The sequence below is a fragment of the Pseudarthrobacter cremeus genome, assembly GCF_051857465.1.
Lineage (GTDB): Bacteria > Actinomycetota > Actinomycetes > Actinomycetales > Micrococcaceae > Arthrobacter.
Window position 1 is genome coordinate 43,005 of the sequence record NZ_JBPZHC010000015.1, and the last position, 22,014, is coordinate 65,018.

The 22,014-nt window shown below is 66.5% G+C and carries 15 protein-coding genes and 2 tRNA genes; 5 read left to right on the forward strand and 12 right to left on the reverse strand.

Annotation, left to right across the window (positions count from 1 at the left end):
- The first annotated feature begins 210 nt into the window (after positions 1-210).
- Together ACS5PJ_RS20460 and ACS5PJ_RS20465 are read left to right on the forward strand one after the other, a co-directional pair.
- Positions 211-738 carry a SixA phosphatase family protein gene (locus ACS5PJ_RS20460; RefSeq protein ID WP_439436694.1) on the forward strand — a complete coding sequence of 176 codons (528 nt, stop codon included), beginning with the start codon at positions 211-213 and terminating at the stop codon, positions 736-738.
- A gap of 53 nt (positions 739-791) precedes the next feature.
- Positions 792-1,814 (forward strand): EamA family transporter, encoded by a 1,023-nt coding sequence (locus tag ACS5PJ_RS20465; protein WP_439436695.1) that lies wholly within the window; start codon positions 792-794, stop codon positions 1,812-1,814.
- Positions 1,815-2,454: 640 nt separating this feature from the next.
- Here the strand turns inward: ACS5PJ_RS20465 and ACS5PJ_RS20470 are convergent.
- From ACS5PJ_RS20470 to ACS5PJ_RS20490, 5 genes are all read right to left on the reverse strand, one after another.
- A complete protein-coding gene (locus tag ACS5PJ_RS20470) occupies positions 2,455-3,099 on the reverse strand; it encodes a TetR/AcrR family transcriptional regulator (protein WP_439436711.1) in 645 nt (214 codons plus the stop codon).
- 32 nt (positions 3,100-3,131) lie between these two features.
- The gene (locus ACS5PJ_RS20475) at positions 3,132-5,168 is read right to left on the reverse strand and encodes a YhgE/Pip family protein (protein ID WP_439436696.1); all 2,037 of its coding nucleotides are present in this window, start codon (positions 5,166-5,168) and stop codon (positions 3,132-3,134) included.
- The gene (locus tag ACS5PJ_RS20480; RefSeq protein WP_439436697.1) at positions 5,165-5,857 is read right to left on the reverse strand and encodes an ABC transporter ATP-binding protein; all 693 of its coding nucleotides are present in this window, start codon (positions 5,855-5,857) and stop codon (positions 5,165-5,167) included. The genes ACS5PJ_RS20475 and ACS5PJ_RS20480 overlap by 4 nt, the downstream gene beginning before the upstream one ends.
- A gap of 75 nt (positions 5,858-5,932) precedes the next feature.
- Positions 5,933-7,402: a dihydrolipoyl dehydrogenase family protein gene (locus tag ACS5PJ_RS20485; protein ID WP_439436698.1), complete on the reverse strand. Its 1,470-nt coding sequence runs from the start codon at positions 7,400-7,402 to the stop codon at positions 5,933-5,935.
- Positions 7,403-7,506: 104 nt separating this feature from the next.
- A tRNA-Arg gene (locus ACS5PJ_RS20490) sits at positions 7,507-7,580 on the reverse strand.
- A gap of 275 nt (positions 7,581-7,855) precedes the next feature.
- Here ACS5PJ_RS20490 and ACS5PJ_RS20495 point away from each other — a divergent pair.
- Entirely contained in the window at positions 7,856-9,682 is a 1,827-nt protein-coding gene (locus tag ACS5PJ_RS20495; RefSeq protein ID WP_439436699.1) for a phosphoenolpyruvate carboxykinase (GTP), read from the forward strand.
- 83 nt (positions 9,683-9,765) lie between these two features.
- Here the strand turns inward: ACS5PJ_RS20495 and ACS5PJ_RS20500 are convergent, their stop codons facing one another.
- The 4 genes from ACS5PJ_RS20500 to ACS5PJ_RS20515 form a co-directional block, all read right to left on the reverse strand.
- Positions 9,766-10,926 carry a globin domain-containing protein gene (locus ACS5PJ_RS20500; RefSeq protein ID WP_439436700.1) on the reverse strand — a complete coding sequence of 387 codons (1,161 nt, stop codon included), beginning with the start codon at positions 10,924-10,926 and terminating at the stop codon, positions 9,766-9,768.
- Positions 10,927-11,099: 173 nt separating this feature from the next.
- Positions 11,100-11,549, reverse strand: a complete 450-nt coding sequence (locus ACS5PJ_RS20505) for an RrF2 family transcriptional regulator (RefSeq protein ID WP_439436701.1) — start codon at positions 11,547-11,549, stop codon at positions 11,100-11,102.
- 20 nt (positions 11,550-11,569) lie between these two features.
- Positions 11,570-12,091, reverse strand: coding sequence for a hypothetical protein (locus tag ACS5PJ_RS20510; protein WP_439436702.1), 522 nt, complete (start codon positions 12,089-12,091; stop codon positions 11,570-11,572).
- Complete coding sequence (locus tag ACS5PJ_RS20515; protein ID WP_439436703.1) at positions 12,078-13,496, reverse strand: phosphomannomutase/phosphoglucomutase; 1,419 nt, start codon at positions 13,494-13,496, stop codon at positions 12,078-12,080. The genes ACS5PJ_RS20510 and ACS5PJ_RS20515 overlap by 14 nt, the downstream gene beginning before the upstream one ends.
- 118 nt (positions 13,497-13,614) lie before the next feature.
- On the opposite strand from ACS5PJ_RS20515, the gene ACS5PJ_RS20520 reads away from it, so the two are divergent.
- The gene (locus tag ACS5PJ_RS20520; protein WP_439436704.1) at positions 13,615-15,795 is read left to right on the forward strand and encodes a RecQ family ATP-dependent DNA helicase; all 2,181 of its coding nucleotides are present in this window, start codon (positions 13,615-13,617) and stop codon (positions 15,793-15,795) included.
- Here ACS5PJ_RS20520 and ACS5PJ_RS20525 read toward each other — a convergent pair.
- The 3 genes from ACS5PJ_RS20525 to ACS5PJ_RS20535 all read right to left on the reverse strand — a co-directional run bounded on the left by ACS5PJ_RS20525 (position 15,719) and on the right by ACS5PJ_RS20535 (position 19,836).
- On the reverse strand, positions 15,719-17,200 hold the full coding sequence (locus ACS5PJ_RS20525) for an MFS transporter (protein ID WP_439436705.1): 1,482 nt from the start codon (positions 17,198-17,200) through the stop codon (positions 15,719-15,721). The two genes, ACS5PJ_RS20520 and ACS5PJ_RS20525, sit on opposite strands and share 77 nt — an antisense overlap.
- 112 nt (positions 17,201-17,312) lie before the next feature.
- Positions 17,313-17,400 (reverse strand) — tRNA-Ser (locus ACS5PJ_RS20530).
- Between the two features lie 108 nt (positions 17,401-17,508).
- Positions 17,509-19,836 carry a prolyl oligopeptidase family serine peptidase gene (locus ACS5PJ_RS20535; RefSeq protein WP_439436706.1) on the reverse strand — a complete coding sequence of 776 codons (2,328 nt, stop codon included), beginning with the start codon at positions 19,834-19,836 and terminating at the stop codon, positions 17,509-17,511.
- A 75-nt stretch (positions 19,837-19,911) separates the two neighbouring features.
- Here ACS5PJ_RS20535 and ACS5PJ_RS20540 point away from each other — a divergent pair, with 75 nt between their 5' ends.
- Entirely contained in the window at positions 19,912-21,852 is a 1,941-nt protein-coding gene (locus tag ACS5PJ_RS20540) for an FAD/NAD(P)-binding protein (protein WP_439436707.1), read from the forward strand.
- Positions 21,853-22,014: the final 162 nt, after the last annotated feature.

A 22,014-nucleotide genomic window follows, 5' to 3' on the forward strand; every position in this document is an offset into this window, starting at 1 on the left:
GGCGGCCGCTTTCGCTTCCGCGGCACGATCCCTCTGCGCCTGCGCTCGTCCCTCCCCACCGCCTCCCTCGCCTCGCAGGCTCGGCCAGGGAACCCTGGCGGCGTGGGCCCCGGCGATGCGGCACTACGCGGAAAGTCGCTTTTGCGCGTTCGGGACCAGCGAGCATGTGCCTGCGCCTCTATGGTGATGCTGCGGCGTTAGGCTTGGGGGATGAGCGAGCACCACATCAAGCGACTGGTGATCATGCGCCACTCCAAGGCCGACTGGCCCGGCGGCGTTGCTGATCATGAACGGCCGTTGGAGGAGCGCGGGCACCGGGAGGCGCCTCTTGCCGGGAAGTGGCTGCTCAAGCACAACATCGTTCCCGATTTCATCCTGTGCTCCAGTGCCCTCCGAACCCGCCAGACGTGCACCTGGGTGTGCTCCGAACTGGGGGATAAGGCCCCGACGCCGAAGCTTGAAGACGGTTTGTATGCCGCCTCCGCGCTACGCATGCTCGCAGTGGTCAACCATGTGCCGGACACCGTCACCACCCTGATGCTGATCTCGCACATGCCCGGCGTGCAGGACCTCGCCATGCACCTGGCCTCACGGGACTCGAACCACGACGCTTACATGGATGCCGCCACCCGCTATCCCACGAGCGCGCTCACGGTACTGGAAACGGAAAAATCCTGGGCAGAGCTGGACGGCCAGGACGCCCGGCTGACCAGGTTCAAGGTGCCAAGGGCGCACTGAGCAAGCAAGCAATCGGACAGCCCCGGCCGGCACCGTCTGCAATAGTTGGACGGGTGAACCTCCGCCACTCCCTCCTTGCCCTACTGGTCGCCGTGCTCTGGGGCCTGAACTTCGTGGCGATCGACCTTGGCCTGCACGCGGACGGCCAGGAGGTTCCGCCGCTACTGTTCGTGGCCATGCGGTTCGTCCTCGTGGTCCTTCCGCTGATCTACTTCATCAGGAAACCGGACGTCAGCTGGAAGGCGATCATCGGCGTCGGACTCTTCATGAGTGCCGGCCAGTTCGGTCTCCTCTACGTGGCCTTGGCGCTGGGCATGCCTGCCGGCATCGCTTCGCTGGTGCTGCAGGCGCAGGTTCTCCTGACCGTTCTCCTGGCGGCCGGATTCCTCGGTGAGCGGCCCACCCGCCGGCAGCTGGCCGGCGTCGTCCTGGGCGTTGCGGGCCTGGCCGTGGTGGCCGTGGGCCGCAGCGCCGTGGCGCCGTTGCTCCCGCTGGTCATCGTGCTTGCGGCGGCGCTGTCCTGGGCCGCCGGAAACGTCATTGCCCGGCAGGCGAAAGCCGCCTCAGGGCTGGGGCTGGTGGTCTGGTCCGGTGCCGTTGTGCCGGTACCCCTGGCCGGACTGTCCTTCCTGGTCGACGGCCCGGACGCCGTGCTGGGGACGCTCGGGGACCTGCAGCCCGTAACGCTCCTGAGCGCGCTGTACACGGCCATCTTCGGGTCGCTGGTGGGCTACGGGATCTGGAACTGGCTCCTGGCGCGCTACCCCTCGTCGGCCGTGGTTCCCTTCACCCTGCTGGTGCCGGTGGTGGGAATGACTGCCGCGTGGCTCGTTTTGGGGGAGGTGCCGACGCCGGCCGAACTGCTGGGCGGACTGCTCCTCCTGGGCGGGGTGGCGACGGCGGTGCTCACCGGAAGCCGCAGGCCCGGTCAGCGTCGGGACGGGGCTTTGGATCCCGGATTGGGCGCGGGTTTGCGCACTGTCGAGGCGGACGAGGCGGACGATCCGGACGATGCGGTCCGCTTGGCTGCCGCGCCGGGCAGGCGCGCCGGAGCGCGGGACCCGGACGAGCGCTGACCGGCAGCGTTGCGGGCTGCCGCTCCCTGTGTAGCTGTTCCCTGCGTTGCTGTTCCCTGCGTTGCCGACAAGCGTGTGGCGGACCCCTGTGTTGCCGATCCCCGCGTTGCTGAGCCCCGCGTTGCTGAGCCCCGGGCAGCCGAAAACCTGGCCGGCGGCCGGCGGGCAGAAGAGGCGGGGCGCCGCTTGGCCGGCGAGGTCTTCCGCTGCGCCGCCCCCAGCCTCCTGACGGCGGGCCATGCCGCCCCAACGAACAGGATCATGAGCGTGCCCACCGCGGAACCCGCGGCGAGGTAGAAGTAATCGTCCGGATCGCCGGTGGGGAGCGGAGTGCCGATGATCGAGGACTGGTTGGCGTACGCGAGCTCCCAGGTGCTGACAAAGGCCAGGGAAAAGGCGAGCGTCAGGCAGGTCCCCAGGCCTGTGGCGACGGCCACCGCATGCCGGCCTCGGGATAAGACCTCGTACAGGGCGGCAACGTAGGCAAGGGCCACCAGCCCAAGGAACGCAAAGAGAACCGGCTCCTCGAGGGTGAGGGCCGTCAAAACGAGCATGAGCAGCGCGACGACAGCCGCGATCAAGGCGAGCTTTCCACTGTTCCCCATGTGACGCATGGGACCAATCATCCCTGAGGCAAAAGCTACTTGACCACGTAGCCGCGCATGATTGCCATGATTGCTGCAACGCTTTGGTCACGGGTGCGCTCGGGGTTGTAGGTCTGGCGGTCCAGCCCGACCACAAAGCAGGCGCCGAAGATGGCCGTTTCCAGGCTGCCACGCGGGATGCCCTCGTCCACTGGGTAGGCAGCTGCCACCTTGTCGATGGCAGAGCCGATGACCGCCAGCAACTCCGCCCGGAGTACCGCGAACGTGTCCTGCCACTCGCTGGGGATGCGCCAGTTCTCGCTCACCCACAGCCGGGCGAAGGACGGGTACTCCGCCATGAAATCCATGGCCTGGCCGATCATTGCCTCCATCGACACCAAGGGATCGGCAGCAGCGTCCCCCTGCTCGGTGAGCAGTCGCACCTTCAGGATGTCCACGCCGTGCCGCAGAAGCTGTGCAATGAGATCCGATTTGCTGCCGAAGTTGTAGTAGACAGTCCCTTTTGACACTCCGGCCGCCGCGGCGATCTCGTCCATCGTGACGCCGGCCGCGCCGCGTTCGCCAATCAGATCCATTGACGCCTCGAACAGCTTCTGCCGCGTGGCATTCGTCCGTTCCGGGCGCAGCTTCTTATCCGCAGGAGCCCGCTCCGGCCCTGCTGTACCCACACTGTGGCCCATGCTGCGGCCGGTACCGGGGCCCATGCCCGCGCTCATACCGCGATCTCCGGCTTCAGGGTCTTGAGTGTCCAGTATTTGTTTTTCCGCACTGCAAGCGTGGACATCGCGGCCCCCAGCAACGTATAGCCGAGCAGCCCTGCAACAGTGGGCACGATCATGGACAGGTCCGCACCGTAGATGAGGTGCCGCATGCCGGTTACCACGTAACCCATCGGCAGGACCTGGTGCACCACGTGCAGCGGCTGCGGTGTGGTCTGCCAGGGGAAGGTTCCCCCGGAGGACACCAGCTGAAGCACCAGCAGGATGAGAACCACCAGCTTTCCGGGGGATCCCAACAACGCCACCACGCCCTGGATGATGGCGCTGAACGCCATGGCCGCCGCCAGCATGAAGAGCCACATCAGCACCGGATGCGCCGGATTCAGGCCCAGGGCCAGATCAACCACGAGGGTCAGCAGGCTGGCCTGCAGGACGGAGACGGCAAGGAACGGCAGCCAGCCGCCGACGGCGATTTTCCAGGCGGGGGCGTTTGACGCCAGAGCCCGCTGGGTGATGGGACGCATCGCCTGGATCAGCATGAAAATGCCAATCCACAAGGTAAGGGTCAGGAAGAACGGGGCCAGGCCGGCGCCGTAGGACTCCGCCTTGGCCTGGGAGACATTGCTGACCGAAACGGGGTCGGCGATCACCTGGGAAAGGCTGCTCTTCTGCGACTCGTCCGGGTTGGGAACCTGCCCGGCGCCCTTGGCAATTTCGTCAGCCAGCGTCCGGGAGCCCTCGGCTGCGGTGCGGGCCCCGGCCTCAAGCTGCCCCGCACCGGCGTCGAGCGTCCGGGCCCCTTCAGCAAGGCGTCCGGCGCCGTCGAGGGCCGCCTGCTGCCCGGTGGCCAGGGTGGCTGCGCCGGTATGGAGCTGGTCTGCGCCGGCTGACGCCTGGCCAATGGCGTCCTTGAGGCCAGGGGTGGCGGCAGCGAGCCGGGCCGCGCCCACACTCACGGCTTCGGAACCGTCAGCGAGCTGCTGGATCTGCGCCGCGTCCGCCTGGATGGTGGTTTTTGCTGCGGCCACCGGGCCGGAGGCGGCAGCGGCAACAACGTCGGCCAGGATTCTGTCGGCCTGCGCCTGGGTGATCACCTGCTCGGCCACCAGACGGGCGTTCGATTCGAGGACCCGGGTCCGGAGCCCCTGGTCCGCGGCATCGAGCTGGGTGACGACGCCCTGGATCTTCGAATTCAGCTGGGCGTTTCCGGCAGCCACCTGCGCCGCGCCGTTGGCGAGTGTCCGGGTGTCCGTCGGCAGGGTAGCCGTCTTGTCCTTGAGAACGGAGAGTCCGCTGCTGAGCTGCCCGGCGCCGTCGGTCAGCTGGTTTGCGCCATCCCGGAGTTTCAGCTGCCCGGCGTAGAGGTCCCCTGCCCCGGCCGCCAGCTCGCCGGTGCCCGCATGCAAGGTAGTGGCGCCGTCGCGGAGGGAGGCAACGCCATCGGCAAGCTGTCCGGCGCCGTCGGCTGCCTTGAGCATCTGGGTGTGGATGGTGCCGAACCCGGACAGCAGCTGGTTCGCGGTCTCTTCGCCCACCTCCTTGGCCACGGTGGTGTGGACGGCGGTGGTCAGCTTGTCCACGATGGTGCTCAGCAGATAGTTGTTGGCATCGTTGGTGGTGACGTTCAGCATGGCCTGGCTGGCCGAATCGAAGCTGCCGGGGGAGACGAGATTGGTGGAGAAGTCCGCCGGGATCTTCAGTGCGAAGGCGTACTTGCCGCTGCTGACTCCCGCATCTGCCTCGGCCGTGGTGCCCACCGGCGTCCAGTTGAAGACGTTGCCGTCCACGAGACCGTCCGCCACTTTCCTGCCGGCCTGCAGTTCGGTGCCGTCACCCGACGTGGCGCCGGTGTCTTCGACCACCAGGGCGGCGTCGATCTGGTTCAGGTTCCCATAGGGGTTCCAGTTGGCGTACAGGTACACGGCGCCATAGAGGAGCGGCACCATGATCAGCGCCAGGATGGTCAGCTTGGGCAGCAGCCCGCCGGTCATCCGCTTGAGTTCGGAACGGGCAAGCCGCAGAACGGTCACTTGGCATCCTCGGTTTCGAGTAGGAGATCGTTTTCGGGCGTCCCGGCCGGAACGCCCCCGGGGTGGTGGACCGAGTTGCCGATGACAGCTGCCGGTCCCCTCCACCCTGCCGGGAGGGCAGCGACGGTGACGACGACGGCGAGCGGCCGGCCGCCGTCGTACGCCAGCTCTTCAAGTCTCGGGAGCCAGTCCGTAGCGTGGGCGCTGTGCCTGTCGGGGGAGTCCACCACGAGGAGGTCTGTATGCGGGTTGGCCAGGGCGAGGCCGGTCAGCAGCTCCATCCGGCGGTCCGGCGGCAGCTGTTCGGTCCACAGGTCCGCGATGTCCTCGAAGCTGTTGACCTTCAGCCAGGGCTTGCTGAGCAGCGCCCCGCGGTAACGGCGGGGGATCAGGGCAAGATCCTCGGTGACCAGGTCGCGCACGCTGAGGTGTTCCTCGGGTTCGTTCACACCGGGGGAATCGACCAGCGCGCTGGCGAGACGGAGGGTTTTGGTGCGGTCACTGCCATCCCACAGGATGCGACCGGCAGTGGGTTTCATGCGCCCACTGACGGTGAGGGCAAGCGCGGTCCGCTGGTCCTGGCGCTCGCCGACAACGAGCAGCAACCCGCCGCGGCCTGCGCTGAGGGACGTGGGCGGAAGGAGGTCGCCGCGCCGGCCTTTGACGTGGAGTTGCTGGGCGGAGAGCAAAGAGGGCCTTTCGCAGGAAACTGTCTGCCCACAGTCTAACTGAACTGACTGGTCAGTTCAAATAGCGTTTCGAGCCTACAAGCCGTACTTCTCAAGCAGCCTCAGCCATACCTCGCTGACCGTGGGAAACGACGGCACCGCGTGCCAGAGCCGGTCCAGCGGCACCTCGCCCACCACGGCAATGGTGGCGGCATGCAGCAGTTCGGCCACATCAGGGCCGGCGAAAGTGGCGCCCAGCAGCACCCCGCGGTCCTCATCGACCACCAGCTGAGCCCAGCCCTGGTAGTTCTCCGAGTGCAGGGATGATCCGGACACCTGGATGGGCAGCTCCACGGATGAGGCGTTAAACCCGTCCTTCGCGGCCTGCGCTGCCGTGCGCCCCACGGTGGCGAGCTCGGGATCGGTGAACACCACGCTTGGGACGGCGTGTTCGTTGGCCGTGTGGGCATAACGGCTCCAGGCGTCCGGGGCGCCCCGGAGTTCGCCCTTGGCCCGCGCTGCAATAGCGTCACCGGTAGCCCTGGCCTCGTACTTGCCCTGGTGCGTGAAGAAGTTCTTTCCGGCCGCGTCGCCTACGGCGTAGAGCCAGGGGTCGTCGTCGTCGGGTGTCCCTTGGACGAGGCCTGTGGAATCGGTGGTGAGCGTCAGCTTGCCGTCCTGCGCCGTGAAGCCGAGGCTTTCCAGCCCCAGTCCTTCAAGGGCGGGGTGCCTGCCGGTGGAGACCAGGACCTTGTCGACGATCACGGTGCCCTGATCGCCGGTGTTCTGACCGGCCAACGTCAGTTCAAAGGTGCCGTCGTCCTTTTCCCGGACACTTTCGGTGGACGTGTTGAGATGAATCTCCACCCCGTCCGCGCGCAGGCCTGCCGCCACCAGCTTCGACGCCTCTGCAGGAAACCTGCCCAGCAGGCCGCTCCGGGCCACAACTGTTACGTTCGAACCCAACCGGGCGAAGGCCTGCGCCAGTTCCGTCCCGGCAACCCCGCCACCCAGCACCGCCAGCCGCGCAGGCACCTCCTGGGCGGAGGTGGCTTCCCGGGTGCCCCAGACCTGAAGATCGGCAAGGCCCTGGATGGGCGGCATGGTGGGGGTTGAACCGGTGGCCAGTACGACGGCGTGCTGCGCCTCGAGCCGGTAGGAGTTGCCGTCCAGCCCGGCTACTTCAACCGACCGCGCTCCGGTGATCCAGCCGTGGCCTCGAATGAGCTCAATACCTGTTTCTTCCACCCACTTCACCTGGCCATCGTCCTGCCAGTTGCCGGTGAAGTAGTCCCTGCGCCTGAGGACCGCGGCCACGTCCAAGGTCCGCGTGACTGCTTCCGCCGCCCCCGGAACCGTCTGGGCGCCGTGGAGGGCAGTGCCGGAGCGTAGCAGTGCCTTGGAGGGGATGCAGGCCCAGTAGGAACATTCCCCGCCCACCAGCTCGGCTTCCACGAGGACCGCACTGAGTCCGCCCTGGACCACGCGGTCCGCCACGTTTTCTCCCACGGCACCAGCGCCTATTACGATGACGTCAAATTCGCGTGCCAGAGCCTGAGGGGTCATTGGTCCAGCCTACGCCGGGGCCGCGGGGGTACCAGGGGTTCGGGCCGGTGGTGTCTTAAAGCAAAAAGGCCCGCACCGGCGAACCGGTGCGGGCCTTCATTCTGTGCGCCCAGAGGGATTCGAACCCCCGGCCTTCTGTTCCGTAGACAGACGCTCTATCCAGCTGAGCTATGGGCGCATATTCTGTTCCGCGGAGTATCTCGCTCCCCGAACCTCGAATTACTTTACGCGAGGCTGGCACCTCCTGCCAAATCGAACGGCATGTAATATGAGCGACTAGACCGGTATAGGTGACCTTCGTCACTTAATTCGACTGTTTTGCACGTAGTTTCCTTGATTTTGCGCGGTTTCTCCTCCAAACGCTCACGAAGGTGCATCGGTGCTACAGAAAACGCAGCCCGGTCGGCCCATAGCATTTAGGACACACCGATGAACCCGAGGAAGGGAACCGCAATGGGCGATCTGGCACAACAGCCGCTGCTTGAGAAAGCACCCACCACACATGCTGCGCTGCTCGCATGGGTCGAAGAGGTTGCTGAGCTCACGCAGCCGGACAGCATCCACTGGGTTGACGGCTCTGAAGAGGAAAACACCCGCCTGACGGACGAGCTGGTCGCCGCGGGCACCCTGACCCGGCTGAACCAGGAGCTCTTCCCGAACTCCTTCGCCGCATTCTCCGATCCCGCCGACGTTGCACGCGTGGAAGAGCAGACCTTCATCTGCTCCGAGAATGAACGCGATGCAGGCTTCACCAACAACTGGATGGCCCCGGCCGAGATGAAGGACAAGCTGCGAGGCCTGTTCTCCGGCTCCATGCGCGGCCGCACCATGTACGTGATCCCGTTTGTCATGGGCCACCTCGAGGCTGAGGACCCCAAGTTCGGCGTCGAAATCACGGACAGCGCCTACGTGGTCGCTTCCATGCGCATCATGGCCAACATCGGCACTGAGGTCCTGGACAGGATCACTGAGACCAACGCCTTCTTCGTTCCGGCGCTGCACTCACTGGGCGCTCCGCTCGCCCCGGGTCAGAAGGACGTGGCCTGGCCGTGCAACCCGGACAAGTGGATTGTCCACTTCCCCGAAGAGCGCTCCATCTGGTCCTTCGGTTCCGGCTACGGCGGAAACGCCCTGCTTGGAAAGAAGTGCTACGCCCTGCGCATCGCGTCCGTTATGGCCCGTGATGAAGGCTGGCTGGCCGAGCATATGCTCATCCTCAAGCTGACGTCCCCGGAGCAGAAGAAGTACTACGTCTCTGCTGCTTTCCCGTCCGCCTGCGGCAAGACCAACCTCGCCCTCCTCGATCCCACGATCGACGGCTGGAAGGTTGAGACCCTGGGTGACGACATCACGTGGATGCGGATCGGCAAGGAGGGCGAACTCCGCGCCACCAACCCCGAGGCCGGCCTGTTCGGCGTAGCCCCCGGCACCGGCTGGGGAACCAACCCGAACGCCATGCGCGCCATCGCCAAGGGCCACAGCATCTTCACCAACGTCGCCCTCACGGACGACGGCGGCGTCTGGTGGGAGGGCATGACCGATGAGGTCCCCGCCCACCTGACCGACTGGCAGGGCAACTCCTGGACCCCGGACTCTGACAAGCCCGCGGCCCACCCCAACTCCCGCTTCTGCACGCCGATCTCCCAGATCGACATGCTGGCCGAGGAATACAACAGCCCTGATGGCGTGGAACTTTCTGCCATCCTTTTCGGTGGCCGTCGCAAGACCACGGTGCCCCTGGTCACCCAGTCCCGCGACTGGACCAACGGCATTTTCATGGGCTCCACGCTGTCCTCCGAGACCACGGCAGCTGCTGCCGGCCAGGTGGGCGTGCTCCGCCGCGACCCGATGGCCATGCTGCCCTTCATCGGCTACGACGCCGGGGACTACCTCAAGCACTGGATCAGCGTTTCGTCCAAGGCCAACCCGGCGCGCCTGCCCAAGATCTTCCTGGTCAACTGGTTCCGCCGGACGGCTGACGGCGGGTTCGCGTGGCCCGGCTTCGGTGATAACGCCCGTGTCCTCAAGTGGGCCATCGAGCGCATCGAAGGCAAGGCTGCCGCTGTGGAAACCCCGATCGGCTTCGTTCCGACCGGCGACTCGCTGGACCTGACTGGACTAGACCTGACCCACGCCCATGTGGAGGACGCCGTGCGCGTCGATCCCGAGGAGTGGGCCGCTGAACTGGCTTCCATCGAAGAGTGGTACGCCAAGTTCGGTGACTCCCTGCCCGAGGCCCTGACGGCCGAGCTTGCAGCTCTGAAGGCCCGCCTTAGCTGAACCGCCTGAAGTACGACGACGGCCCCGCACCTTTCTCGAAAAGGTGCGGGGCCGTCGTCGTACGCGAGGGAGGCGGTGGGGACTTAGCTGGCCAGCCAGATGTCCGGGCCGAAGACCTCGTAGTGGATTTTCGTGGCCGGGATCCCGGCGTTAATGGCCTCGTTGCGGATGCTCTTCATGAACGGCAGGGGACCGCACAGGTACAGCGAGGCGTTGGCCGGCAGGTCCACTTCACGCAGGGACATAAACCCCTCCCTGGTTCCCTCAACCGGACGCTCGAGCCAGAGCTGGAGATCGGCCCCGTCGAGGCGCTCGACGTCGTCCGTCATCTGCGAACGCAGTGCCCAGGACTCCAGATCACTTTCAGCGTGCAGGACCAGGACCTGGCGGTCCGAGCCGGCGTCGGCAAGGGAGCGCAGGATGGACGCCGTCGGAGTGCAGCCGATACCCGCTGAGGCCAGGACAACCGGTCCGTCGCCTTCCTTGAGTGTGATCTCGCCGTACGGGTTGGAGATTTCCAGGATGTCGCCGACCTGGACGCTGTTGTGCAGCACGGGGGAAACCTCGCCGCCGTCGTCCTTCTTTGTGGTGAAGCTGCGGCTGGTGCCGGCATCGCCGGACAGCGAGTACTGGCGGACCTGGCGCAGGCCGTCCGGCAGGGTGACTTTCACGCTGACGTACTGGCCGGGGAGGGCCGCGGTGATCGGGGTGTCGTCGGCGGGTTCCAGGGTAAAGGTCATGGAGCCGGTGCCGGCGGCCGTCTTGGCTGCAACCCTCCAGGGGCTCCACATCTTTCCGTTGGCCTGTGCCGCGTAGAGCCCTTTCTCCAGCTTGATCAGTGCGTCCGCCATGAGCCAGTAGACCTCGGTCCAGGCCTCAGCGATTTCCGGCGTGATGACCTCGGCCAGGTCCTCGGCGATGGCATCGAAAAGGTGCTTATAGACCACCTGGTACTGCGGTTCGGTGATACCGAGGGACGCGTGGCGGTGGGCGATGCGGGCGAGCACCGTCTCGGGCAGTGTGCCGGGGTTGTTCACCAAATGGGTGGCGAAAGCGGCAATGCTTCCCGCCAGGGCCTGCTGCTGGTTGCCGTTGCGCTGGTTTGAGCGGCTGAAGAGGCCGTCCAGCAGTTCGGGATGGGCGGCAAACAGGCGGGCGTAAAACTTGGGGGTGATGGCGCCGATCCGCGAACCGACGAGCGGCAGCGTTGCCTCAATGACTGGGCGGGACTTGTCCGAGAGCATGTGTACTCCTGATGTTTAGGGACCGGGGGTTTTGTCCGGCCTGGCTCGAATACTTGTATTTCAGATACGAGTATTCTTACCCCAAGTTCTACACCCCGTAGAACTTGGAATCAAATCGGTGACGGAGGGGGTTTGGGGAGCCTGAACCTGAGTCTGGGTCTGAAGCCGGGGGCTTAAAGCCCGGGGCGCAGGCCGATCATGGCAAAGACAGGGGCCATTTGCCGGTGGTTGGGAAGTTCCGCGATAACCAGTGGGTCGAGTTCGCGGTAGAAGGCTTCCCGGGCCTGGGCCAGGGCGCCGCGCAGCCTGCACTCATTGATCAGCGGACAATCTCCGTTCACGGTGTGGCAGTCGGCGGGGTCTACCCGCGTATTCAGCAGCCGCAGCAGCTGGCCCACCGTTGCCGTCCGGCCGGCCACGTTGAGCCTCGAGCCGCCGTTCCGGCCCCGTTCGACGTCGATCATGCCCAGTTCGCGGAGCCTGGCCATGGCTTTGCTGACGTGGTTGTAGGGGGTTCCCACGGCGTCCGCGATGCTCTGCGTGGTCAGCAGGCCGCCGTCCGGGGCTGCAGCCAGCACCATCATGGCCCTCAGGCTCACATCCGCAAAGGCATTCAGTCTCATGTCATCAACCCGGCGGAGGTCTAGTCCACCCAGATGGCGGGTTCGTTGGAGTCAGCTGCAAGCCGGCCGAACTCCCACTCCCGGGAGTCAGTATTGGGTTTGTAGGGCAGGACTGCCGCGAAGAGGGAACCATCGCGGTGTTCGGCGGCCACGTGGATGGCGTCCGAGTCCTCTTCAACCAGGAGGATGTCGCACACCACAGCGGCGGCGCGGAAGTCAGCGCGGTTCTGGCGGAGGAGTTCGGTGAGGTCACCAATCATCGAATCCGCGTCGAAGTCTGCATCCGAGCCGTCCTTGGCGTCGGCGGGGGTGACGGCCATCAGGCGGACTTCGCCATCGTTCTCCACCACGAGGGCGAAGGGCAGGAACCCGCCGTTTCGTTCGAGCTGCTCCTGCGCCGCCCCGATGCCCGTGCCGAGCAGGTTCTCCAAATCCGTGGCCGTAGCCTCAGGGACACTGTCCCGCCAGGACGGGCCTTCGGCGGCGTTTGCGGACTCGCTGCCGGCGGTTCCGTCTTCCACCCGCGGCCTAGCGCCTGACATTGGACAGCACGCGGTCGCGCACACGTTCCATGGTGGGCCGGTCCGTTGCTTCCACGTTCAGGCGCAGGAAGGGCTCGGTGTTGGACGGGCGCAGGTTGAACCAGTAGCTGCCGTCGTTTGCCGTGAACGTGCTGCCGTCCATGGTGTCGATGGTGATGTCCTCTGCGGCGAAATCTGCGCGGACCCGCTCAATGGCTGCTGCCTTGTCCTCGATCTCTGAGTTGATCTCACCCGAGGAAACGTAGGGCTCGTATTCGCGGCCGAGCTCCGACAGCGGGCCGTCCTGTTCGCCGAGGGCCGCGAGTACATGCATGGCGGCCAGCATGCCGGTGTCCGCGTTCCAGAAGTCACGGAAGTAGAAGTGGGCGGAGTGCTCGCCGCCGAAAACCGCGCCTTCCTCTGCCATGACTGCCTTGATGAAGGAGTGGCCCACGCGCGTGCGCACCGCACGGCCGCCGTCGTGCTCTACGAGCTCCGGCACCGCGCGGGAGGTGAGCAGATTGTGGATGACGGTGGGCTTCGCCTCACCCTGTGCCTGGGCGCGGGCAATTTCACGGCGGGCAACCATGCCCGTGATGGCCGACGGCGAGACAGGCTCGCCCTTTTCGTCGATGACGAAGCAGCGGTCGGCGTCGCCGTCGAATGCCAGGCCGATATCGGCGCCGTGCTTGAGGACTGCGGCCTGCAGGTCACGGAGGTTCTCCGGCTCCAGGGGGTTTGCCGGGTGGTTGGGGAAGGAACCGTCAAGCTCGAAGTAGAGGGGGATGATCTCGAACGGAAGCTTATGCAGGAGGGCGTCACCGAGTACCGCCGGGGTGGTGAGGCCTGCCATGCCGTTGCCGGCGTCGACGACGACCTTCAGCGGGCGGGAGCCGGAAAGATCCACGAGCTTACGCAGGTAGATGGCGTAATCCTTCAGGACGTCGTGGACGCCGATCAGGCCGCGCGTGGTGGCTGCGGGGATGGAACCGGTGTTGAGGTATTGCTCGGCCAGGGCCTGGATTTCCTTGAGCCCGGATTCAGAGGAGATGGGCTGCGCACCCGCCTTGGACATCTTGATTCCGTTGTATTCGGCGGGATTGTGGCTGGCGGTGAACGTGGCGCCCGCCGCGTTGAGGGAGCCGCAGGCGAAGTAGAGCTCATCGGTGGAGATCAGGTCCAGCAGCTGGACGTTGGCTCCGCGGGTAGCGGCGCCGTCTGCGAACGCTTTGGTGAATTCGGGGGACGACGGACGCATGTCGCCGCCCACGAGGACGGTCTGACCTTCCAGTTCAAGGACGTCGACGAAGGCAGCCCCGACGGCTTCGACGATCTCGGCCGTGATGGATTCACCCACGATTCCCCGGACGTCGTAGGCCTTGAAGGATGCCGAGAGGTCAAAAGTCTTTGTCTGTTCGCTAGTCACGGGTCTTATCTTACGTGGAAGCGGACAGGTGCCTGTTGAGGGAAAGTCAAGTGCGGACGGTATCCACATAGCCGGCTTCCGGGTCCTGGCTGTCGGTGGGGGCTGGGATACTGAATCAATGGCCGATACCCAAAACACCGCCCTTCGCTCCGCCGCCGCTCCTGACTCCGGTTCCACCAGGGTCCAGGCGCTGGAGGTCCTCCGTGAACTCGTGGGGCATCCGGAGGCGGACTTCCATGACGGGCAGTTCGAAGCGATCGAAGCACTGGTCGACGGCGGCCGGCGGGCTTTGGTGGTCCAGCGCACCGGTTGGGGAAAATCCGCGGTGTACTTTGTGGCCTCGCTGTTGCTCCGGCGACGCGGTGCAGGCCCCACCCTGATCGTTTCACCGCTGCTGGCGCTGATGCGTGACCAGGTCGCCGCCGCCGCCCGTGCCGGTGTACGGGCCGTGGCCATCAACTCGGCGAACCAGCTCGAATGGGACACGGTCCGGGAACAGCTCGCTGCGGATGACGTGGACGTGCTGCTGGTGTCGCCCGAACGGCTCACCAACCCCTCCTTCCGGGAAAACCAGCTGCCGGAGCTCATCCGCCGGACGGGTCTGCTGGTCATTGATGAGGCCCACTGCATTTCCGACTGGGGGCACGATTTTCGGCCCGATTACCGTCGGATCGCGGACCTCATCACGCAGCTGCCTGAATCCGTGCCTGTGCTGGCCACCACGGCCACGGCCAATTCGCGCGTGGTCCACGATATCGAGGAACAGCTGGGTGCCGGTGTCCTGACCATCCGCGGCACCCTCGGCCGCGACTCCCTGCGCCTGGGTGTCCTCGCGCTGCCCAACTCCCGCGAACGGCTGGGCTGGCTCCTGACCCATCTTGCCGACCTCCCCGGCAGCGGCATCATCTACACCCTGACCGTCTCCGCGGCCGAAGATACGGCCCGGCTCCTCGCCGAAGCGGGGCACGAAGTGCAGGCCTACACGGGCCGCACCGATCCCGCGGACCGTGAACGGGCAGAGCAGCTGCTCAAGAACAACGAGGTGAAGGCGCTCGTGGCCACATCTGCCCTGGGTATGGGTTTCGACAAGCCCGACCTCGGGTTCGTTGTCCACCTGGGTGCTCCGTCGTCCCCGGTGGCCTATTACCAGCAGGTGGGCCGTGCCGGCCGTGGCGCCGCAAACGCGGATGTCCTGCTGCTTCCCGGATCGGAGGACCGTGATATCTGGCAGTATTTCGCGACGGCCTCCATGCCCTCCGAGGAAAAGGCCGGTGCCGTCCTGTCAGCACTGGCCGAGGCCGGCACCGCGGTGTCAACGGTCGCCCTGGAGGCACGGGTTGACCTGCGCCGGACCCCGCTGGAACTGCTGCTCAAGGTCTTGGCCGTGGACGGTGCCGTGGAACGGGTGGGCGGCGGCTGGCGTTCCACCGGCCAGCCCTGGTTCTACGATGCTGTGCGCTACCGCCGCATTGCCGAAGCCAGGGTGGATGAGCAGGACTCCATGGTGATTTACCAGGACACGGCGGGCTGCCGGATGGAGTACATCACGTCAGTTCTCGATGACGAGACGGCGCACGCCTGCGGACGGTGCGACAACTGTGCCGGCCGCTGGTTCCCGGCAGAGATAGCCGAGGATGCCACCGCGGCAGCCGGTCAGACCCTTAGCCGCGCCGGTGGCGTGCTGGAGGCGCGCCTGCAGTGGCCCAGCGGCATGGACCGCCTGGGCGTGCCGGTGAAAGGCAAGATCAAGGCCGGCGAATCGCTGGCTGACGGCCGGGTGCTGGCGCGGCTCACCGATCTGGGCTGGGGAGGGGCGATGCGTGAACTTTTCGCCGCCGGAGCCGCGGACCGCCCGGTCGATCCGGCCATGCTGCAGGCCTGCGTGCAGGTCCTGCGCGAATGGGCAACCCCTGCCGGCCGCAACCCGGGCTGGAGCGGTGCAGGCAGGCCCGCAGCAATCGTCAGCATGCCCTCCCGCAGCAAGCCCGAACTGGTCCGCTCGCTTGCCCGGGGGATCTCGGAAATCGGCCGGATGCCATACCTGGGTGAGCTGGCCCTTGGCCACGGCGGACCCACGGGAAGCCGTGGCGGCAACAGCGCATACCGCTTGGCTGGCGTCTGGGACCGTGTGGTGGTGGGCCCTGAGCTGGAGGCTGCCTTGGCATCCCTGGGCGGTCAGGGCGTGATGCTGATAGATGACCTGGTGGACAGCCGCTGGACACTCACCGTGGCTGGACGCGCCCTGAGGCAGGCGGGGGCGGGGGCTGTTCTTCCGCTGGTTCTTGGCCAGGCCGGCTGACAGCTGCACCGGCCTGCCGGTGCAGGGCCAGGCTGTCCGCCGTGCTGAACAGCATCAGCACGGCCATGGTCAGGAAAGCCCCACGGTACGGGCCGGCGGGATCCGCCGGGAAGGCGCCCACGCCGTCGAAAATGCGGATCAGGAGCGCCCCCACGGCGATGCCGGCACCCGCGGCCAGCTGCACCAGGGTTGCCGATACGGTGTTGGCGGAAGTGAGCTGGGCGGGCGCGATGTCCGCGTACTGCACCGAGGCGTAGGCGGAGAAGCCGATTGAACGGAAAGCCCCGCTGCAGACCAGCAACGCAAACATCAGGACTTCCGGCGTGTCGGGTGTGAGCAGGGCGCACACGGCGAAGGTCGCCGCAGAGGCCAGGGAACCGAAGACCAGCATGGCCCTGAACCCGAAGCGCCTGATCAGCGGCGTCGTGGCCGGCTTGATGCCGATGTTGCCGACAAAAACCGCGGCCACCATGATTCCGGCGTGCAGCGGGGACCAGCCAAAGCCGGCCTGAAACATCAGCGGAAGGAGGAACGGCACCGAGGTTATGGTCAGGCGGTACACGAATCCGCCGGTGGCCATGGCGCGGAACGTCCGCGTGGAAAAGACCGTCAGGTCAAAAAGCGGCATTCTGGCCCGCTTCATCCACAGCACGGCTGCTGTCAGTGCGGCTGCCCCTGCCACTGCACTGATGGCACCCGATGGCCCGGCGGGGTGGGCGGTGGCCAGCTCCAGGCCAACAACCAGCGCACCCACCCCGGCGCTGGTAAGGATCAGTCCGGGCCAGTCCAGCCTGCGGTGGCGGTCTCCTGATCCGGTCGGCACCAGGCGCAGGGCTGCAATGAAGGCGGCAATGCCCAGCGGCAGGTTGATCAGGAAGATCCAGTGCCAGGACAAATAGGTGGTGAGCGCGCCGCCCACCAGAGGGGCCAGGACGGGCGCGAGCAGTGCAGGCCAGACCAGGAAAGCCGTGGCGCGCAGCAGTTCTGACTTGGGTGTTCCGCGGAGCACCACCAACGTCCCCACCGGTACCATCATGGCCCCGCCCGCACCTTGCAGGACCCGGCTGAGCGTCAGCACGGTGAGGTCAGTGCTCAGGGCACAGGCCAACGACGCGAGGGTGAAGAGTGCGATGGCCATGCAGAAGACCCGGCGCGCCCCCATCCGTTCAGCGAGCCAGCCGCTGAACGGAATGCCCATGGCCACGGTCATGAGGTACGCGGTCATGGTGATGTTGACGTCGGCTGCGGGCACCCGCAAATCGGCGGCGATGCTGGGAATGGCGGTGGTGAGGACCGTGCCGTCCAGAAATTCCATAAAGAAGGTCGCGGCTACCAGCAGCGCAAGGCGGGGATTCCACACCTGGTTTGGGCCGGTTTCAGTCTCCGCGCCGTTGGTTGCTGCCATTGAACCATCCTGCCACTGTGGGTCCCGGGTGGGCGCTGTGCGTCCGCACCCCGGACAGGATGATCCGTGCCAGGGGACGCAAAAGGCCCCGGTCCAGGACCGGGGCCAAACGCGGAGACGGGGGGATTTGAACCCCCGGTGGAGTTGTGCCCCACACTTCATTAGCAGTGAAGCCCATTCGGCCGCTCTGGCACGTCTCCAATTGCTATTCCTAGCCCACCAAGGATACGCAGAACGGGGCATGCAGCGCAAAACGGCCACCTGCCGCCACCGGACCACCGGCCGGCACCGGCCAGGGGCCGGTAGACCTAGGCGGCTCCGCCCGCCAATGTCCGCCATAGGAAGTGCTGGCTGCGTGCCTGGAGCGCGGCCGCCTGCCGGTTGTCTGAGGCTCCCGCATGGCCTCCCTCCAGCGCCTCATGGAACCAGACATTGGGGATGCCCATGGCCTGCATCCGGGCTGCCATCTTGCGCGCCTGGACCGGCCCCACCCTGTCGTCGGAGGTTGCAGTCCAGATGAACGTCTCCGGGTACTCCACACCGTCCTTCAGCAGGTGGTAGGGCGAGAAGGTCTTGATGAAATCCCATTCTTCAGGCACGTCCGGGTCGCCGTATTCGGCGATCCAGGAGTGCCCTGCGGAGAGCCTGGTGTAACGCCTCATGTCCAGCAGCGGCACTCCGCACGAAACCGCACCAAAAAGTTCCGGGTAGCGGGTGAGCATGTTGCCCACCAGAAGCCCGCCGTTGGAGCCACCCACGCAGCCAAGACGTTCACGTGAGGTGACCCCGCGCGAGATCAGGTCCTTCGCCACTGCCGCAAAGTCCTCGAAAGCCCGGTGCCGGTTCTCCTTCAGGGCGGCCCGGTGCCACGAGGGCCCGTACTCCCCGCCGCCGCGGATATTGGCCACAACGTAGACCCCGCCGCGGGAATGCAGGGCCTCGCCCGGCCCGCCGGAGGAACCGGTCCGTCGCTCCAGCCATGCCCTGCCTACTGTTCCGCTGTAGGCAGGGGTCCTGGAGATCTCAAAACCGCCATAACCCGAGAGTTGCGTGGGATTCTGCCCGTCAAGGACCAGGTCCTTCGAGGCAACCTGGAAGTAGGGCACGCGTGTGCCGTCGGCGGACACCGCGAAGTGCTGCTGCACCTCATAGTTGTCATCATCAAAGAACGACGGCGACGACTTGACGGTCGTGTGGCTGCTCACCACGCCAGCCGTCCCGGCACCGCCCGTCCAGGCGCCCGCACCCTCAGCAGCACCACCGGCTGCGGCGCCCGCTTCGGCGCGGTGGGTGCCGGCACCGTCCCCCACGAGGGTTCCGCGCATCAGGGTACTGGGGGTGGTGAAGCCGGTGGCGACCAGCCAGAAATCGTCGCCTGCACCGCCGTCGGCCGGTCCCTCATCCTCGTCGTCCACCGCGTAGGCGTTCACATCGTGCAGCGGCGGGCAGGCGTCCAGCAGCGAGGAAGCCCAAGCCGATCCGCCGTCCGCCGGGCCCGGCTTGGTAGGGTCCAGCACCCGGATCTCCGATGAAACATCCCGCAAAAGATTCAGCAACAGGAAATTCCGCGTCCAGCTCCACGACTGCAGCGAGGTGTGGGCATCCGGCGTGAACAGCACGGAGAGTTCCCGCGTCCCGGCAACGTAGTCATCGAACCTGGCCGCGAGCAGCGAACCGGCAGGGTACGTGGTGCCGTCCAGGGCCCAGTCGCGCTGCGGCCGGAACAGAAGCCACTCACGGTGGGCGCTGAGGTTTACATCGGTGGGGGCATCGATCTCCACCAGGGCGCCGTCCCGCTGCACAAACGTGCGGCGGTTGAAGAAGTCGATGTAGTCCACGGCGAAAGTGCGTTCGAAACCCGGGGTGGAGTCGTGCGCGGCCACGGCCATCATGTGGTCCTCAGCCACCTCAAACAGCCGGTCAGCGTCGCGCAGTGCTTCGCCGCGCCGCAGCGTAACGGCGGTCCGGGCATAGGACGACGCGGTCTTGGGCAGGTCTCCGGCGGTGGAGGCAACCAGCAGCGTGTCCGCGTCCAGCCACGAGACGTTCCCCTTCGCCGTCGGGAGGTCAAAGCCGCCGGCGGCGGGGTCAACAAAGGTGCGGGTCCCGACGTCGAACTCGCGGTAGCGGTTGGCGTCACCGCCATCAGGGGAGAGCGCCAGCAACGCCAGGCGGTACGGTTCTTCGGCGGCAGGCCGCAGGAAGGTGGCACCGTGGAAAACCCACTCCTCACCTTCCGCGGCAGCGAGTGCGTCCACATCAAGAAGGACGTCCCATTCAGGGGAGTCGGTCACGTAGCTTTCCCACCTGGTCCGGCGCCACAAGCCCTTGGGGTTCGCCTGGTCCTTCCAGAAGTTGTAATACCAGTCGCCGCGCTTGCCCACCATGGCGATCCGGTCCGTTGAGTCGAGCACCTCCAGGATGCTTCCTTCCAGGGCCGCATAGTCGGCGTCCTCCAGCAGGTCCTCGGTGCGGGCGTTCTGTTCCCGGACCCAGCCAAGCGGCGCCTCGCCGTAGATCTCCTCCAGCCAGACGTTCTCGTCGGTGGGTTCTGGGGCGGCCCCGCCGGTGGAGGCATTCGATGAGGTATTGGGGGAGGAAGAACCGGGCGCTTGATCAGCTGCTGTGGTGGTCATGCGCCCCATCCAAACAACATCTGAGCGCAGCGTGCAAGTCAAACACAACGGGCGCGGGCCGATACTCTGGATGCCGTGGGTAAATCGCAGAGCATCCGGACAGCCATCATCGGCGCCGGCCCCCGGGGAACCAGCGTGCTGGAGCGACTGCTCGCCAACGCCGCGGCCCGCCCCGGCTCCGCACTCCACATTGACGTGATCGATCCTTACCCTGCGGGTTCAGGGCATGTGTGGCAGCCTGACCAGTCCCGGCTGTACCTGATGAACACCCAGTCCTTCTATCCCACACTCATCCCGGAGGACCCCCGGCTGGCCAAGCCCATCGCCGGCACGACGTTCGACCGCTGGCGTGTCCGCCAACAAACCGATCCGCTGCCGTCCCTCACGCCGGACGAGCGGTCGGAACTGGCAGCGTTGGGATCCCGCGACTTTCCCAGCCGCGCAATCTACGGCCGCTACCTGCGCTGCACCCTTGAGGAGCTCACCGAAAAACTCCCCGACGGCGTCACCATCAGTTTCCATGAGATGGAAGCTGTGTGGGTACGCCGGGAAGGCCCCGGAAATCCGGGCGCTGCAGCGTTCGACGTCGGACTCGCCGGCGGCGGCTCGCTCACCGTCGACTCCGTGGTCCTCGCCCTGGGGCACCTGGGCTCCCGGCTCAATCCGGAGCAGCGGGAACTGCAGTCTTCGGCCGGCCGGCTGGGCCTGCGGTACTTCCCGCCCGCCGTACCCGCCGACGTTGACTGGTCCGCCATCCCGGCCGGGGAACCTGTCCTGGTCCGGGGGATGGGCCTGAACTTCTTCGACGCCATGGGGCAGCTCACCGAGGGCCGCGGCGGGAAATTCATCGACGCCGGCGCCGCGCTGGAGTACCAGCCCTCCGGACAGGAGCCCGTGATCATCGCCGCCTCCCGCCGGGGCACCCCCTACCGGGCCAAAGCCGTACTGGACGGGTACTACCCGTCGTCGGTCACCCTGCGGTATCTGACGGAGGCAGCACTGGCCCGGTTCGAGGCGGCCGGGATCACCCCCGGCTTCGACCACGACCTCTGGCCGCTGCTGCACCGCGACACCTTGTGGGCCTACTACTCCACCCTGGTGCGCTCGCAGAAGGGCGCGGTCCCGGACCCGGCGGCGTTCCTTACGGCCTTGGAGGAGGCCCTGCGTCCCCATGCCCACAGCACCGCTAACTGGGAAGCCGGTGTGGACAGCGTTCTCGCGGTCCATGTCGGGCCACGGCACCGCCTGGATCTGTTGGGCCTTGCCTCCCCCTTGGCCGGACGGTCCTTCCCTTCGCGGGCTGAACTGGACGCCGCCGTCGTGGATTACCTCCTTGATGACGCACGCCGTTCGGCTTTGGGGCAGGAAGACCCGGTGAAGATGGCCATCGGCGCGCTGCATCACGGGCGGGCGGTGCTGAAGACAGCAGTGGCCGACGGCGGCATCACCGACGAATCGTGGGTCGCCGGCCTCCGTGGCTGGTTCGAGTCCTTTGTGGAGGGCCTTGCCAGCGGGCCTCCGGCCCTGCGTTCCGAGCAGTTGGCCGCCTTGGCCCGTGCCGGGGTGGTCAGTTTTGTCGGGCCCGATCCCCGGTTCGGGGTGGACCGCGCGACCGGCAGGTTCACCGCGGTATCGCCTTGGGTGGGCGGCCCGCCGGTCACCGCGAAGACGATGGTGGAGGCCCTCGCCCCCGCCAACCGGGTGTCCGCCAACGACTCGCCGCTCCTGCAACAGCTGCTCGAGGACGGAATGGTGCGCCCCCGGCTGATGATGACGGCCGAAGGCGCCCCGGTGCAGGCCACAGGCCTTGACGTCGCTCCGCACCCGTACCGGCCGGTGGCGTCCAACGGCGCAGTCCCGGAGGGGCTCTACGTGCTGGGCCTGCAGCTTTCGGCGTCCCAATGGGGAACAGCCATCGCCGCGGAAGCCATCCAGCCTGGCGGCCCCAACTACCCCAGCGGGCAGCGGACACTGCGCGACGCCGACGAGATCGCGCGGGCCATCCTGGGCAACTGAGCTGGCCCTAAAACCAACGCGGGGTCACTTCCGGCCCGATATTCCCTCTCAAAGTCAATGGGTCGTTGCAACTTTGGGGCTAGGCTGCGGCGGCGATGAGTTGGCGCATACGTTGTTTGGGGGTCTCGAGGTTCAGTGTGGGGCGTGGCCGGTTGTTGAGTT

Bases quoted from the DNA above. Each gene is read 5' to 3' on its own strand.
- ACS5PJ_RS20505 (WP_439436701.1), bottom strand. From the start codon at position 11,549: ATGAGACTGAATGCCTTTGCGGATGTGAGCCTGAGGGCCATGATGGTG.
- ACS5PJ_RS20495 (WP_439436699.1), top strand. From the start codon at position 7,856: ATGGGCGATCTGGCACAACAGCCGCTGCTTGAGAAAGCACCCACCACA.
- ACS5PJ_RS20485 (WP_439436698.1), bottom strand. From the start codon at position 7,402: ATGACCCCTCAGGCTCTGGCACGCGAATTTGACGTCATCGTAATAGGC.
- ACS5PJ_RS20470 (WP_439436711.1), bottom strand. From the start codon at position 3,099: ATGGGCCACAGTGTGGGTACAGCAGGGCCGGAGCGGGCTCCTGCGGAT.
- ACS5PJ_RS20520 (WP_439436704.1), top strand. From the start codon at position 13,615: ATGGCCGATACCCAAAACACCGCCCTTCGCTCCGCCGCCGCTCCTGAC.
- ACS5PJ_RS20525 (WP_439436705.1), bottom strand. From the start codon at position 17,200: ATGGCAGCAACCAACGGCGCGGAGACTGAAACCGGCCCAAACCAGGTG.
- ACS5PJ_RS20460 (WP_439436694.1), top strand. From the start codon at position 211: ATGAGCGAGCACCACATCAAGCGACTGGTGATCATGCGCCACTCCAAG.
- ACS5PJ_RS20535 (WP_439436706.1), bottom strand. From the start codon at position 19,836: ATGACCACCACAGCAGCTGATCAAGCGCCCGGTTCTTCCTCCCCCAAT.
- ACS5PJ_RS20500 (WP_439436700.1), bottom strand. From the start codon at position 10,926: ATGCTCTCGGACAAGTCCCGCCCAGTCATTGAGGCAACGCTGCCGCTC.
- ACS5PJ_RS20510 (WP_439436702.1), bottom strand. From the start codon at position 12,091: ATGTCAGGCGCTAGGCCGCGGGTGGAAGACGGAACCGCCGGCAGCGAG.